Source organism: [Mannheimia] succiniciproducens MBEL55E, assembly GCF_000007745.1.
Classification (GTDB): Bacteria; Pseudomonadota; Gammaproteobacteria; order Enterobacterales; family Pasteurellaceae; genus Basfia; species Basfia succiniciproducens.
On the sequence record NC_006300.1, the window covers coordinates 1,299,522 to 1,315,762 of the forward strand.

General features: G+C 44.4%; 11 protein-coding genes. 8 read left to right on the top strand and 3 right to left on the bottom strand.

What is annotated here, in order from left to right:
* Position 1: 1 nt before the first annotated feature.
* The 3 genes from rbbA to MS_RS05980 all read left to right on the top strand — a co-directional run bounded on the left by rbbA (position 2) and on the right by MS_RS05980 (position 5,375).
* A complete protein-coding gene (gene rbbA / locus MS_RS05970; protein WP_011200476.1) occupies positions 2-2,737 on the top strand; it encodes a ribosome-associated ATPase/putative transporter RbbA in 2,736 nt (911 codons plus the stop codon).
* Positions 2,738-3,868 (top strand): ABC transporter permease, encoded by a 1,131-nt coding sequence (locus MS_RS05975; protein ID WP_011200477.1) that lies wholly within the window; start codon positions 2,738-2,740, stop codon positions 3,866-3,868.
* A 103-nt stretch (positions 3,869-3,971) separates the two neighbouring features.
* Positions 3,972-5,375 (top strand): efflux transporter outer membrane subunit, encoded by a 1,404-nt coding sequence (locus MS_RS05980; protein WP_011200478.1) that lies wholly within the window; start codon positions 3,972-3,974, stop codon positions 5,373-5,375.
* Between the two features lie 39 nt (positions 5,376-5,414).
* On the opposite strand, the gene glnD is transcribed toward MS_RS05980, so the two are convergent.
* Entirely contained in the window at positions 5,415-7,991 is a 2,577-nt protein-coding gene (gene glnD / locus MS_RS05985) for a bifunctional uridylyltransferase/uridylyl-removing protein GlnD (protein ID WP_041639783.1), read from the bottom strand.
* A 205-nt stretch (positions 7,992-8,196) separates the two neighbouring features.
* A complete protein-coding gene (map, locus tag MS_RS05990) occupies positions 8,197-9,009 on the bottom strand; it encodes a type I methionyl aminopeptidase (RefSeq protein ID WP_011200480.1) in 813 nt (270 codons plus the stop codon).
* Between the two features lie 177 nt (positions 9,010-9,186).
* On the opposite strand from map, the gene erpA reads away from it, so the two are divergent.
* The 4 genes from erpA (at position 9,187) to mrcB (ending at position 14,036) form a co-directional block, all read left to right on the top strand.
* Positions 9,187-9,528, top strand: coding sequence for an iron-sulfur cluster insertion protein ErpA (gene erpA / locus MS_RS05995; RefSeq protein ID WP_011200481.1), 342 nt, complete (start codon positions 9,187-9,189; stop codon positions 9,526-9,528).
* A 2-nt stretch (positions 9,529-9,530) separates the two neighbouring features.
* Positions 9,531-9,899 (top strand): YacL family protein, encoded by a 369-nt coding sequence (locus MS_RS06000; RefSeq protein WP_011200482.1) that lies wholly within the window; start codon positions 9,531-9,533, stop codon positions 9,897-9,899.
* A gap of 240 nt (positions 9,900-10,139) precedes the next feature.
* On the top strand, positions 10,140-11,504 hold the full coding sequence (locus MS_RS06005) for an L-serine ammonia-lyase (RefSeq protein ID WP_011200485.1): 1,365 nt from the start codon (positions 10,140-10,142) through the stop codon (positions 11,502-11,504).
* 192 nt (positions 11,505-11,696) lie between these two features.
* Positions 11,697-14,036, top strand: coding sequence for a penicillin-binding protein 1B (mrcB, locus tag MS_RS06010; RefSeq protein WP_011200486.1), 2,340 nt, complete (start codon positions 11,697-11,699; stop codon positions 14,034-14,036).
* 65 nt (positions 14,037-14,101) lie between these two features.
* Here mrcB and MS_RS06015 read toward each other — a convergent pair whose 3' ends face one another.
* On the bottom strand, positions 14,102-14,713 hold the full coding sequence (locus tag MS_RS06015) for a riboflavin synthase (RefSeq protein ID WP_041639785.1): 612 nt from the start codon (positions 14,711-14,713) through the stop codon (positions 14,102-14,104).
* A 75-nt stretch (positions 14,714-14,788) separates the two neighbouring features.
* Between MS_RS06015 and MS_RS06020 the strand changes: the two genes are divergently transcribed.
* A complete protein-coding gene (locus MS_RS06020) occupies positions 14,789-16,186 on the top strand; it encodes an MATE family efflux transporter (RefSeq protein ID WP_011200488.1) in 1,398 nt (465 codons plus the stop codon).
* Positions 16,187-16,241: the final 55 nt, after the last annotated feature.

Below are 16,241 nucleotides of genomic sequence, written 5' to 3' on the forward strand. Positions count from 1 at the left end.
GATGGCGGATACATTACTTGCCGTGCAGGTGGATAAGCTTAAACATAGTTACGGAAAAACCACCGCACTTTGCGACCTGTCATTACAGATTCCGCGCGGTAAAATCATCGGCTTGATCGGTCCCGACGGCGTGGGTAAATCCACGCTGTTGTCGCTGATTGCCGGCGTAAAAATTATTCAATCCGGCAGCGTAACCGTCTTCGGTCTCAATGTAGCGGAAAAAAAGGCGCGCGACCTGTTATCCCACAAAATTGCCTTTATGCCGCAGGGTCTGGGTAAAAATCTTTATCTGACTTTATCAATTTATGAAAATATTGATTTTCACGCCCGTCTTTTCGGGCTGCCCAAAGCCCATCGCAAAGCGCGCATCGAACGTCTTTTAAACGCGACCGGTCTGGCGCCCTTTGCGGATCGCGCGGCGGGCAAACTGTCCGGCGGGATGAAACAAAAACTCAGTCTTTGTTGCGCCTTGGTACACAGTCCCGATTTACTTATTTTAGACGAACCTACCACCGGTGTAGACCCCCTCTCCCGTCGCCAATTCTGGCAATTGGTGGAGGATCTGCGTCGGGAAACGCCGGGCATGACGGTGATCGTCGCGACCGCCTATATTGACGAGGCGGAAGGTTTTGAACAGGTCATTGCCATGGATGACGGCAAGCTGATTGCCTATAAGCCGACCAAACAGCTGATTGCGGAAACCGAAAGCGAAAATCTGGAACAGGCCTATGTAAAATTGCTGCCGGCGGACAAACGCGGGTCGGGGAAGGGCTTGACCATTCCGCCTTTCGAAGTCGATGCGAACGAGCCGCCCGTTATTGTTGCGAAAGGATTAACCAAACGTTTCGGTGATTTTACTTCGGTGGATAATGTCAGTTTTACCATTCCTAAAGGAGAAATCTTCGGCTTTTTGGGTTCCAACGGCTGCGGCAAATCCACCACCATGAAAATGCTCACCGGTTTACTCGACCCTAGCGAAGGTACGGCAACCTTATTGGGACAGCCCATTGACGCCAGCAATATAGATACCCGCAAACGAGTGGGTTATATGTCGCAGGCATTCTCGTTATATGAAGAATTGACGGTACGCGAGAACCTGGAATTGCACGCAAAACTGTTCCAGATTCCGCCGGCACAATGGAATACCTATGTTCATTCCGCCATGGAACAATTCGATCTCGCCGATCTGGCGGATGAAAAACCCTCTTCCCTGCCCTTGGGCATTCGTCAGCGTTTACAACTCGCCGCCGCCTGTTTGCACAAACCCGAACTGTTAATTTTAGACGAACCCACCTCCGGCGTGGATCCTGCGGCACGGGATATGTTCTGGGAATATTTGATCAAACTCTCCCGCGAGGATCGCATCACCATTTTCGTCACCACCCATTTTATGAACGAAGCGGCACGCTGCGACCGCATTTCCTTTATGCACCGCGGACGCGTACTGGCTGTAGGAACGCCGGAAGAATTACGAACCGGCAAAAACGCAGCGACCCTGGAAGAAGCTTTTATCATTTATCTGGAAGAACAGGCGGACGACATCACCGCGCCAAGCAATGAAACCGGCCAAAGTGCGGTCAAAAATGACGAAGTTTTACCGCCCGCTGAAGGATTATGGGCATGGTGGTCTTTAATCTGGACCTTTGCCGTGCGTGAAGGTAAAGAGCTGCTGCGGGATAATATCCGCTTATTCTTTGCTTTATTAGGTCCGATTATTATGCTTATCGCCATGGCATCCAGCATTTCTTTTGATATTAATCCGATGAAATTTGCCGTATTGGATCATGACAATTCTTCGGCAAGCCGTCACTTAGTTGAATATTTTAGCGGTTCGAGATATTTCATTCGTCAGGCGGATTTGCATTCGGTGGATGAAATCAACTCCAATATTCAAAGTGCAAAAGTTAAAATGGTGCTTGAAATTCCGACGGATTACGGTAAAAAATTACTTAACTGGCAGCAACCGGAAATAGGTGTTTTTATAGACGGTGCCTTCCCTTCTACGGCTGAAAATCTTAACGGTTCGGTTATCGGTGTGTTGACCCAATATCAACGGGAAATATCGAAACATATCGACATGTCGGTTTCCTCTACCGTCTTATTGGAACCTCGCTTTGTATATAATCAGGATTTCAAAAGTATTTTTGCCATGACGCCGGGCATTATTATGCTTGCCATGATTTTAGTACCTTCAATGATGACCGCGCTCGGTGTAGTGCGTGAAAAAGAAATGGGCTCCATTATGAATCTTTACGGTTCCCCCGCAAGCCCTTTGCAATTTCTACTCGGCAAACAGATCCCCTACATTATTCTTGCTTTTGTAAGTTATTTAGCCGCCGTTTGCGTCGCGATTATAGTCTTTAAGGTGCCGATTAAAGGTTCGGTCCTTGCGATGTTCTTCGGCGTGATTCTCGCTTTGCTCGCCACCACGGCATTCGGCTTATTCGTTTCCGCTTTTGTGAAAACGCAAATTGCAGCGATCTTTGCTACGGCAATTATTTCCATGATCCCTGCCCTGAACTTTTCAGGCATGATTTATCCCGTTACCACACTACCGGATACAATTTATACGGCTGCTCGTACCTTTCCCGGTTATTGGTTGCAGCTTGTGAGTTTGGGCGGTTTTACCAAGGGCCTGAACTTTACCGATTTCTTCGATTGTTATTTGGCTTTAAGTACTATTTTTGCCGTCTACATCACATTGGCAACATTATTGCTGAAAAAACAGGAGGTATAAATGCGTCGTTGGTTAAAAAATGTATTTTTCCTGTCCGGAAAGGAATTTCGCAGTTTGTTCAGCGATCCGATTTTGGTTATTCTGATTATTTATATGTTTACCGCCGCACTTTATACTGTGGCGACCACAATTTCGACTGAAGTTAAAAACGGTTCCGTGGCGGTTATAAATAACGATCATTCAACCTTATCCTACCGTTTACAAAGCAGCTTAATACCGCCCTATTTCCGCAAAGTTCATGAAATAACCGCCAATCAGGCCGATCGTTTAATGGATATGGGCGAATACACTTTCGTTATTGATATTCCGCCCAACTATGAAGTAGATATTCTGGCGGGCAGAAATCCGCAAATACATTTATCCATTGATGCCACGGCAATGACGCAGGCAGCTATCGGCTCCAATTATATTTCACAAATTTTCAGCCGTGAAATTAATGACTTTTTACGCTTAAAAAACAATAAAACCTTCACCCCGATTAAAACCGCAGTCAATGTGCTGTATAACCCGAACTACACCTCTAAATGGTTTATGGGTGCAATGCAAATTGTGGGAAACCTGAATTTACTCACTATGTTACTGGTAGGCGCCGCTATTATTCGGGAACGGGAACGCGGCACCATTGAGCATTTATTAGTTATGCCGGTAACTTCCAGTGAAATCGCCATTGCAAAAATTATTGCTAACGGTTCCGTATTATTGGTGGTGGTAGGTTTATCATTGCGCTTTGTAACAGGTGGTTTGCTTGGTGTTCCATTGCCCGCACAGGCTATCCCATTATTTATTTTAGGCTCGCTTATTTTTATTTTCGCCATTGCATCTCTCGGTATTATGTTGGCTATTTTCGCCCCTACTATGCCGCAATTCGGTTTACTCTGCATTCCGGTTTATGTGGTGATGTATTTGCTTTCGGGAACGACATCGCCTATTGAAAATATGCCGGAACTAGCCCAATGGATTACACAATTGTCACCTACTACCATTTTCGGTTCTTATGCGCAGGACGTCATTTTCCGTGGCGCAAGTTTAGATTTGGTGTGGGATAAACTGGTAAAAATGGCTGCCATCGGTTTTGTATTCCTGGCGGTGGCATTAGGCCAGTTTAAAACCATGCTCTCCAGACAAGGATAAAAGTGCGGTCAAAAAAACAGTTATTTTTGAATGCCGGCTACGCCGGAGAAAATAATCCGTTATAGGGATGATGAATATTTTCAGCAAATTTGTAGGATAAATTATGAAATCAATGCATAAACTTTCGCTTATCGCCGTACTGGTTACTCTTGCAGCCTGCTCAAGCACCAATGTGGATCTCAACTCACAAATTGAAATGCCGGCACGCTTTGAACAAACCGCGCAGGCCACGGGTACCTCTGAGATCGCGCAATGGTGGCGCAATTGGAATTATCCCCAATTAACCGCACTGATCGAACAAGGTTTACAGCAAAACTTAGAGGTCGCCATGGCTAGAAGCCGTTTAGCGGAAGCGCAAGCCAATGCGGCTTACACTGATGCGGATTTAGGCCCTTCCGTTTCCGCCAGTGGCAGCGCGAGCGGTTCCCGTGCCAGAGTGGATAATCCTCTGACCGGCGGATCCTCCACCTCTTCCGGCAGCTACCAGTATGCCGCCGTCACCGCAAGCTGGGAATTAGACTTTTTCGGCAAAAAACGAAGCGATCGGGATGCGGCTGAAGCTCAGGCGTTAAGCGCGCAGGATCAGGTGTATGCGGCCCAAATGCTGGTTGCCGGCCAAATTGCCGAAAGCTATTTCAACATCGCCGCCCTGCAGCAACGTCAAGCGGTATTACAACAATATGCGGACGTATTAGGCAAATTAAAAACCTATGTCCAAGGGCGTTTCAACGCCGGCCAGGCCAATGCTAACGACGTATTACAAACGGAAAGCCGTTTAAGCTCAATACAAGCGAATCTGGCGACCTTCGACAGCCAAATTGACAGCAACCGACGGGCCATTGCGATTTTAACCGGCAAACCCGCACAAGGTTTTCGCTTATCCCCGGCGGTCAAAAATCCGTTAATCAACCTGCCTGCGGCACCTGCGGGCGTATTACCGGGCGAAGTACTCGCCCGTCGTCCGGATTTGCATTCTTACCGAAACCAGGTACAAGCGGCGGCGGCAAAATTAGCCAGCGCCAAAGCGGATCTGTATCCGAGATTTGACATTCAATTTATGGGCGGCACGGGTCGCATTGATGTGAATTCCGATATTTCCGAATTAAAAGGCTGGGCGGGCTTGGTCAGCGGCGGAATCAGCCTGCCGATATTCACCAACGGACGAATCCAAGCCAATATTGATGTGGCGGACGCCCGCTTAAAAACCGCATTATTGCAATATGACAAAGCGCTTATCCAAGCCCTTGCCGATGTGGATAACAGCTATCAGGCACAGTTTGCACTAAACCGCCAAATCCGGCTATTACAAACCGCAGCCGCCCAAACACAAAAAAGTGCGGTCAATGCGGAGAAATTATTTCAATACGGTGAAAAAACCTTAGACAATACCCTTTCCGAACGAATCAACGCCCTGAATGCCCAGGAACAACTGATTCAGGCAAGACTCACCCACGCCAAAAATTTAGTCAGCCTATATAAGGCGCTGGGCGGCGGTTGGGTTAAATAAAAAGTGCGGTCAAAAAATCAAAAATTTTGACCGCACTTTTTAATCTAACCTTGCTTGCAATTTTTCACTAAGCGATTGGCGTTCCCGCTCGCTTAAAGCCTCTCCTTTTGCGTTGGTGAGGATAAAAAAATCCTGAGCTTTTTCGCCTATTGTGGTGATTTTGGCATTTTGGATACTTAAATTCAATTCACTGAACACAAGACTTACATCTGCCAATAGCCCGGCTTTATCCAAAGTGAAAAGCTCCATTTCCGTGTGGGTCGTTTTTTCCGTATTTAGAAATCGTACTTCCGTTTTTACATTAAAATGCTGTAATTTATGATTTTCCGAACCCTGTAACTTTGTCAGTTCGTTTGAGTTTAGTGAGTTTATAATTGCTTTTTCCAGCACTCTTCTTCTATCAAATTTAAGTAACGAACCATCCAATTCCGTTACAATAAAACTATCGAAAGCATAACCGTCTAAGCTGGTAATAATTTGTGCGTCATGAATACTGAGTTTTTTGTTGCCGATAGCAGCGACAACTTTTAAGAATAAATTCGGCCGGTCTTTGCAATAAATGAATACTTCCGTTCCGCCGGCGGAAAAGCGATTACTGATTTTAACCAAAAGTTCGGTTTCAACGCCGGCAAGCAATACCGCATGCCAGGCAAGTTCTTTCGGCGTATTGCGTAAAAAATAATCGCCCGGGCATCGTTTCCAAAGGGATTGAACATCTTCCGTAAAGCCTTGAGACTGCAATATTTCCAGCGCTAATGCCTTATTCTGTTCTTCCTGTTCCTGATTGTCTAAAAGATTATCCATGCCCTGATTGAATTGCTGGTTGGTATATTGATAAAGGCTGGCGAATAAAGAACGCTTCCAACTGTTCCATAAGGTGGTATTGGTTGCACAAATATCGGCGACCGTTAAACAAACGAGATAATTCAGCCGCACTTGATTTTGCACTTCGGCGGCAAAGTTCATTACTACTTCAGGGTCATGAATATCCCGCCGTTGCGCCGTGACCGACATAAATAAATGCTGTTTTACCAGCCATTTCATAGTCTCTATTTCACGGCAATCAAAACCGTGCTGTGCTGCAAAGCGGCCCACGTCAACCGCGCCAAGATCCGCATGATTACCACCCCGCCCTTTGGCAATATCATGAAATAAGGCGGCAATATAGATCAATGCCCGATCCGGTAAGGAAGGGAATAATTTTACACAAAGCGGATGGGCTTCCGCCGTTTCTTCCGACAGAAATGTCTCTAATTTGGCTAAAACCCGCATGGTATGTTCATCTACGGTGTAGATATGGAATAAATCAAATTGCATTAATCCTTCAATGCCTTTCCATTCCGGAATATAAGCGGTCAACACGCCGTATTTGTGCATGGGAATTAGCGCCCGCTCTATCCCTCTTGGTTGAGTGAGTAAGCGTAAAAATTTTTCCCGGGCGGCAGGCAATTCCGATAAATAACCGTTCAATTGCCCTAAAGCCAAATGCAGGAGGCGCAACGTAGAGGAATGCAATTCCGCTTGGGGACGAATAATTAAATAGCTGAATAAATCCAAAATAGTATCGGGCTGTTGAACAAAACAATCCTCACGCACAAGAAAAATGGCGTTATTGATCATTTGGAAATTATCATCAAGAACCTGGCATTCTTCTTCTCCATTCTCATCCACAAAATGTTCTTTATAATGCTTGGCGAGAATATCGCTGGCTAAAGAAATCGCCTGTAAGGATTGGAAAAAGGCTTTCATCATGGTTTCCACCCCTTGATTTCCCTCCCCCTGATAACCGAGCAATTCGCTGACTTTCACTTGTCGGTCGAACAAAAGGCGATTATCGTAGCGTTTTAAAATCAGGTGTAAAGCGAACCGCACTTTAAACAGAAATTGCTGATTTCGTTCCAGTTCCGCATATTCTTCCGGGTAAATAAAGCCCGATTGCAGGATTTCCTCAAGGCTTAAGGCATTGGAATGGCGCAGAGCAATCCAGTAAATCAAATGCAAATCGCGCAATCCGCCGGGGTTGTATTTGATATCGGGTTCAAGGTTGTAGCTGGTATTGTTATAACGTTGATAACGTTGTTTTTTTTCTTGAATTTTGGCTTCAAAAAATGTTTTCCGCGGCCAGAAATCCTCCCGTCCGACAATAGAACTTAATTTATCGAATAAGGTTTCATTACCCGTCAACAAGCGGCTTTCAAGCAAATTGGTAGCGATAGTAATATCCGCTCTGCCTTGGCTATCGCAATCTTCAAGAGTTCTGACGCTTGCCCCCACATCAAACCCGCAATCCCACACAAACTGAATGAACTCTTCTACTTTTTTCGCTAAATCCGCCGGCATTGGTTGTTCCGTTAAAATCAGAAAATCCAAATCCGATAACGGAAAAATTTCTCGCCGCCCGTAACCGCCTACGGCAATCAGCGCCAGATCCGTCACTTCATGTAATGAAAACTGTCGCCAAAGCCGAATAAGAAAATTATCACAAAACAAAGTGCGGTGAGAAATCAACGAATTTACATCGGCTTGAGCGAAATTTTCCAATTCCGTTTGTTTAAGTTGCTCTTTTTGTTGTTTGATAAGGCCGGGAGTTAATAGACCTTCGACAGACTGGAACATAAAAAATCTCAATATAACTGACTGAATAATGAAATTATTATGACCGATCAAAAAAGGAAAATCACCTAAAAATACGACTTTTTCGACCGCACTTTCAATGACTTATTAGGAGGGTCTGTTTATTATAGACAGGCCCTAAGTTAAACGAACTAAGGCGGGCTATGAACCCGCCTTTGCAATAGAAAGGTTAAACTATAGCAGAAAATTAAGCTTCGGCATTGACCATAATACGGGAAATACGCCCTTCCTTTTCTTCTTCTTCACGAATGGTCATTACTTCGCAACCGGTTTCGGTTACCACTAATTCATGTTCGAATTGTGCGGAATGACTGCGGTCTTTCGTTTTCACCGTCCAGCCGTCGCCCATTAAGCGCACCTCTTTTTTACCCGCGTTAACCATCGGTTCAATAGTGAACACCATGCCCGGTTTTAACACCACACCGCCGTCGTCACCGAAATAATGCAATACTTGCGGTTCCGTATGATATTGATCGCCGATTCCGTGACCGCAATATTCACGCACCACGGAAAAGCCCTGTTTTTCCACATATTGCTGAATGGCTTTGCCGATTTGGTTCAAACGCACACCGGCTCTTACCGCGCGAATTCCCACATAAAGGGCTTCTTGAGTCACTTCGCATAGTAATTTGCTGCGAACGGAGGTTTCGCCGCCAACGATATACATTTTTGAGTTGTCGCCGTAATAACCGTCTTTAATCACGGTAACGTCCAAATTTAAAATATCACCGTTCTTTAAAATTTTATCTTCGCTCGGAATACCGTGACAAACGACGTCATTCAATGAAATACAGGTCGCTTTAGGAAAACCGTGATAACCCACATTAGCAGGCGTCGCACCCTGAACCCGCTCGATATATTCATGGCAAATACGGTCTAATTCGCCGGTAGATACGCCTTCTTTAATATGAGGTTCAATCATCACTAAAATATCTGACGCCAATTTACAAGCAATACGGATTTTTTCTAATTCTGCTTCTGTTCTTAATGGAATTGCCATTATCTCTCTCTTTTATAAATTTATTGTCAAAAAATGTACGCATATGATAACACTTTTTATTTGCAGCCTCCATATTTTAAAAATCGGCAATATCTATAGATTTTTTGGTTGAACGAATTAGTCGGTTATTAGATAATAGCCGATCATTTAGGAACGATTTCAGTTTAGGATAAAATTATGACAGATATGACAATACCTCTTACTTTTACTGACGCTGCGGCAAAAAAAGTAAAAAATTTAATTATTGAAGAAGAAAATCAGGATCTTAAATTACGCGTCTATATTACCGGCGGCGGTTGCAGCGGCTTCCAGTACGGCTTTACTTTTGACGAAAAAGTCAATGACGGTGATTTAACCATTGAAAACGACGGCGTTAAGCTGGTTATCGACCCGATGAGCTTACAATATCTTATCGGCGGTACCGTGGATTATACGGAAGGTCTGGAAGGTTCGCGCTTTGTTGTGCACAACCCGAATGCCACAACGACTTGCGGCTGCGGCTCCTCCTTCAGCATTTAGTTATGGACTTCCAATTCACCCGTTATTTAGGTTCCGTCGAGGCAAAATGTTCCATGGGGCATGAAGCGGTGGCGAACTGGTTTAACAGCGAAGTGCGGTCTGATTCTCAGAAAATTTACACCGCACTTTCCGTTCTCGCGCAAGCAAAAAAGCAATCCTATGAGCAGGAAATCCGTTTAATCGGTGCGGAATACAGCCTTTTCATTAATGCCGATGAGGTTATGGTTAAAGCCAATAATCTGGATATGACGGACGGTTCCGAGCAAGATTTGGAAGAAGATTTTCATTATTATGATGAAGAAAGCATCGCTTTTTGCGGGCTTGAAGATTTCGAAAACTTCTTAACTTCCTATTTGAATTTTATCGCTTAAAATTTCACAAAATTTCACCGCACTTTTGCTGAAAAACAATTTCCGCAGAAAAGTACCGGCAATGCGCATTTATCAAGGCAAAATCAGTAATATTTTTGCAACTGTGATGGGATAATCGCAATTTCTGCGGTTACCTATGGACTATTTCAAAATTTAGTCTAAAATCTCGCGTTTCTATAGAATCTGTTTATCCCTTTAACGTGAATAAGATAAAAAGGATAAAATAATGAGAATCAAAATATGATTAGTGTCTTTGATATGTTTAAAGTCGGCATCGGTCCCTCAAGTTCGCATACGGTAGGCCCGATGAAAGCGGGTAAACAGTTTATCGATGATTTAATTACACAAGGGAACATTGGCAAAATCACCCGAATTCATGCCGATGTGTACGGTTCGCTTTCCATGACGGGGCTCGGGCACAATACGGATATTACCATTATTATGGGGCTTGCGGGCTACCTTCCGCATAATGTAGACATCGACAGCATTGCCGATTTCATTTCCCGGGTAAAACAGACCGCACTTTTACCTGTTGCCGGAGGTTCATATACGGTCGACTTCGATTTCAAACAGGATATGCAGTTCCATGATTCCTTTTTATCTCTCCATGAAAACGGCATGACATTAACCGCATTTATGAATGATGAAATCGCTTATCGCCAAACCTATTATTCCATTGGCGGCGGTTTTATTGTTGGCGAAGCGCATTTTAATCAAGCGCAAAATGAAGAAGTACCGGTGCCTTATCCTTATAACAATGCGGCGGATATTCTCCGCCATTGCCATGATACCGGGCTGCCGATTTCCACCGTAGTTTTCCGAAACGAAGTGGCATTGCACGGCAAAGAATCCGTCGAACATCATTTATCCCTGATTTGGCAAACCATGCAGGATTGCATTAAACACGGACTAAAAACCGAAGGCTTATTGCCCGGCCCGTTAAAAGTGAGCCGCAGGGCACCCGCATTACATCGTTTATTACAGGCGAACAGTAATCTGAATAATGATCCGATGCAGGTTATCGACTGGATCAATATGTTCGCCCTTGCCGTTAATGAAGAAAATGCGGCGGGCGGGCGCGTTGTTACCGCACCGACGAACGGCGCCTGCGGTATCGTGCCGGCGGTACTTTCTTATTATGAAAAATTTATCTCGCCGCTAAATGCCGAAACCGTCGAACGTTATTTATTGGTTTGCAGTGTAATCGGTTCTCTTTACAAAATGAATGCCTCAATTTCAGGTGCTGAAGTGGGTTGTCAAGGCGAAGTGGGCGTTGCCTGTTCCATGGCGGCAGCCGGCTTAACCGAAATTTTAGGCGGAAATCCCGAACAAGTATGTATTGCTGCGGAAATTGCTATGGAACACAATTTAGGTTTGACCTGCGACCCCGTTGGCGGGCAGGTTCAAGTACCTTGCATCGAGCGTAACGCCATTGCCTCCGTAAAAGCCATTAATGCCGCTCGCATGGCGCTACGCCGAAGCACTAATCCGCGCGTAACTTTAGATAAAGTCATCGAAACCATGTACGAAACCGGCAAAGATATGAATGCAAAATATCGGGAAACTTCAAAAGGCGGTTTGGCAATTAAAGTGGTATGTAGCTGACAAATCCCCGCACCGCTTTAAATAATCCGGGCGTTTCCCGCTAAAATTTCACAAAAACGTACCGCACTTTTACTGATAGTTCACGGATAAAAGTGCGGTCTGTTTTTTCAAAATTTCATATCTTTAGCGTTTTCTTTATTAATTCTATGATAGAATTTCTTTCGATATTTTTATGAGAAACGGGTCAATAGAATGTCAACCGAGCAAGACAAATCCGCACAAAGCAATACATCGAACAAACCGGCTAAAACCCTGCAAAATAAAAAACGCCGTTTTACCCTTTTTATGGCAAAACTGGCATTTACCGGCGCTTGTTTAATCGGCGCCTACGGTATTTATTTAGACGGGCAAATCCGTTCAAAAATGGACGGCCAAATTTGGCGTTTGCCCGCTGAAGTTTACAGCCGCATTGAGAGTATTCGTTTAGAAGATAATTGGTCGTTGGATAAAATTAAGCAAACCTTATTGGAAAACGATTATCGTCAAACCACTCTGGTTGCCGCGCCCGGCGATTTCAAAATTGAAGATAACAGCATTGTGTTGATTCGCCGCGCCTTTCCGTTTCCCGAGCAAGCAGAAGCGCAACGGGTTTTCCGCCTGCGCTTTACGGACAACAAACTTAGTGTAATTGAAGATTTAATCAATCTAAAAGCGATTAATGAATTCAAATTATCGCCTAAATTAATCGCCATGCTGCAATCCGAGAAAGAAGAACGTCTTGCGATTCCGCTGCAAAACTATCCTCGTTTATTAATTGATGCGCTACTTCTCACTGAAGACCGCAATTTTTATCAGCACGAAGGTATTAGCCCGCTCGGTATGGCCCGCGCTATGATTACGAATATTCGCGCCGGTCATACAGTGCAAGGCGGCAGTACGCTCACCCAGCAGTTAGTAAAAAACCTTTTTTTAACCAACGAACGTTCTATTTCCCGCAAAATTCACGAAGCCTTGATGGCTATTTTGTTAGACTTTCGTTACGATAAAAACACCATTTTGGAAACCTACCTTAATGAAATTTATTTAGGACAGAGCGGTGATATTCAAATTCACGGATTCGAATTAGCCAGCCATTTTTATTTCGGTTTGCCTATTAGAGAAATCAGTCTTGATCAAATTGCCTTACTTGTGGGTATGGTTAAAGGCCCGTCTTTATACAATCCTTGGCGTAACCCCGGCTACGCGTTGGAGCGTCGCAATGTGGTATTGCGCTTGTTACTGGAGCATAAAATCATCGGGCAGGAACTTTACGATATGTTGAGCAAGCGTCCGTTAGGCGTGCAGGAAAAAGGAAAAATCACAAGAAATTATCCGTCTTTTATTCAAACCTTGCAGGCGGAACTGCGGGATAATCTGGGCGAAAACCGTGAAAATAAATTACTAGGCGCCCGTATTTTTACCACCTTGGATCCGAAACAACAACGTGCGGCGGAACAGGCGGTAGTGAAAGCAACCGGCGAATTACAGCTCAAAACAAAAAATCCCGATTTACAGGCGGCCATGATTATTGCCGATTATAAAAGCGGGCAGATTTTGGCTATTGTCGGCGGCACGCAAATTCAATATGCCGGCTTTAACCGCGCATTTATGGCAAAACGGCAAATCGGCTCATTGGTAAAACCCTCGGTTTATTTAGCCGCACTTTCCGAACCGGATAAATTCCGTTTGAACACACCGTTAAATAACCGTCCGATTACCATCACCATAAAAGGCAGTCCGCCTTGGTCGCCACGCAATTATGACAATCGTTTCAGCGGTTCGGTGATGTTAATTGATGCCTTGGCTCGCTCTTTAAATGTGCCAACCGTTAACCTGGGTATGAAAACAGGGCTTAAAAAAGTAATCGAAACCCAGCAGGCAATGGGCTGGGATAAAGTCAATATCCCTAAAGTACCCTCTATGTTACTGGGTTCGTTGCAAGTATCGCCTTATGATGTAACAAAGTTGTATCAGACCATTGCCAATAACGGCGGCAAGGTTCGGTTAACAACAATTCAAAGCATTACGGACAGACAAGGTAACCTGCTTTATCGCCATGATAACAATGCCGAACAAGTAGTGCCGGAAGAAGCCGCTTATCAAACGCTGTATGCTATGCAACAGGTAGTAGATCGAGGAACTGCGCGTAGTTTAATGGAAAACTTCGGACAATATCATTTGGCCGGTAAAACAGGTACGACGAATGACGCCCGTGATACTTGGTATGTGGGCATTGACGGGCAAAACCTCGCGACGGTTTGGGTCGGTCGCGATGATAACGGCGAAACCAAACTCACCGGTGCAAGCGGCGCGCTTTATCTTTATAAAGATTATTTAACAAGAGTACCGGTTAAAACCTTAAAATTAACTAAACCCAAAGGTATTAAATTCGTCGGCATTAACAGCTATGGCGGTTGGAATTGCGATAATCCGATCCGCACCATTCCGGTCTGGGCGGGAAAAGATCAGGTTTTCTGTGCGCCGACACCAAAACCCGCACCGGTTGAACAAGCTCAACCTGCGGTAGTTGAAGAAGCCGCGCCGGCTCAATAAATCTTATATAACCTATACAAAAAGTGCGGTAAATTTTACCGCACTTTTGCTATTTAAACCGAAAATCAAACCTTACTTGCCAGATAACGTTCCACCGTATCCACAATGGCCTGGGTTTGCGGGTCAATTTCAATATTCACTTTCGAGCCGATTTTGCGCTGCCCGATTAAAGTACGGTGAATAGTTTCCGGAATTAAATTCACACAAAACTCATTATCTTTCACTTCACCGATGGTTAAACTGATTCCGTCCACCGCAATAAAACCTTTGGTCAGGATATATTTCATTACCTCATTCGTCGGCAGTTTAAACCAAAGCTGCAGGTTATTTTCCGAAGGAATAATTTCGACGACTTCGGCAGTGCAGTAAACATGCCCGGAAAGAAGATGACCGCCGATCTCCGAGCCCATTTTCATTGCCCGTTCGATATTAACGAAATCCCCTTCCTTCACATCACCGAGATTGGTGATTCGCAGGGTTTCCGTCATTAAATCGAAGCTCACAAGATCACCCTTAATATCGGTGACGGTTAAACAAACGCCATTATGCGCTACCGATGCGCCGATTTCTAAATCCGCTAATAATTTCTGTGGCATTTTAATAATGTGTGTTCTAAAATCCCGTTTAGAAATAATTGACTGGATTTGCGCAGTCCCCTGAACAATACCTGTAAACATAATTTTCTCCAATAAGAATTGCAGATCCGACTATCTGCGAAATTTCATCTATTATAAAGTAAAATATTCACATTTATGCAAAAAATTACTCATTGGCAAGAATATAAAATAGAAGCCAAAAGCCTGATTCTCCTTTCTTTACCGATTTTATTAGCACAAATTGCACAAAATTCAATGGGGCTGGTGGATACTATTATGGCCGGGCGTGTTAGCGCGGCGGATATGGCGGCAATTTCTGTAGGCGCATCAATTTGGATGCCGTTGGTGCTGTTCGGGCAGGGCTTGCTCCTTGCGCTGCCACCGACAATTTCTTATCTGAACGGTTCGGCGCAGCGTCACCGCATTGCCCATCAGGTCAGACAAGGTATTTGGATTATTTTGTTCTCAATTGTTCCCCTCGCATTGCTGATTTATCACAGTGATACGGTCATTAACCGAATGGGCATGGAAGAACACTTAGCACAAATTACCATTAAATACCTCCACGCCATGCTGTTTGGCTTGCCCGCCTATTTGTTGCTGGTTAATTTTCGCTGTTTAAACGACGGTTTGGCAAAAACCAAACCGGCAATGATTATTACCCTGATCGGTTTACTGCTGAATATTCCGCTGAATTACATTTTCATCTACGGGAAATTGGGCGTGCCTGCCTTTGGTGCGGTCGGTTGCGGAATCGCCACTACTATCGTGAATTGGATTATGTGCATATTGATGATAAGTTACACAAAATCCGCGCGTAACCAGCGGGATTTAAAAGTATTTGAAAACATTATTGAATTACCTAACCCGGCGACTCTGAAAAAACTGTTTAAATTAGGTTTGCCTATTGCCATTGCGATATGTAGCGAGGTGGCGCTTTTCGCTCTAACTTCTTTGCTGCTTTCACCATTAGGTACGAATGCGGTTGCAAGCCACCAAATTGCGTTAAATACCAGTTCGTTTATTTTTATGCTGCCGATGTCTTTAGGTATGGCAACGACTATTCTGGTCGGACAAAGCCTTGGTGAACGCTCGCCGTTGAAAGCTAAGGATATCAGTTATGTCGCCCTGTTTATAGGTTTAGCCACTGCAACCCTAACGGCATTTTTAACTGTCGTTTTACGTTACCAAATCGCCGGTATTTTTGTTAAGGATACGGAAGTTATCTCCCTTGCGGCTTCCCTTTTATTGCTCAATGCGCTTTATCAGTTTTCCGATGCGGTACAAGTGGTAGTGGGCGGCGCATTGCGCGGTTATAAAGATACCAAAGCGATTTTATACATCACATTATTCTGCTACTGGGTGTTAGGTATGCCTATCGGTTATATTTTATCAAGAACGGATTTAATAACCGCCCACATGGGACCTACGGGATTCTGGATAGCTTTTGTGGTAAGCCTCACGGTAGCGGCCGTTTTGTTATTTTATCGGATGTATAAAATTCAAAAACAATCCGATGAACAATTATTAACGAAACTGGAAAAATTGAAATAATCTGATTTTAGGGCGTAATCATACGCCTTGTTTTTCATATGAACCCGCTGATTAA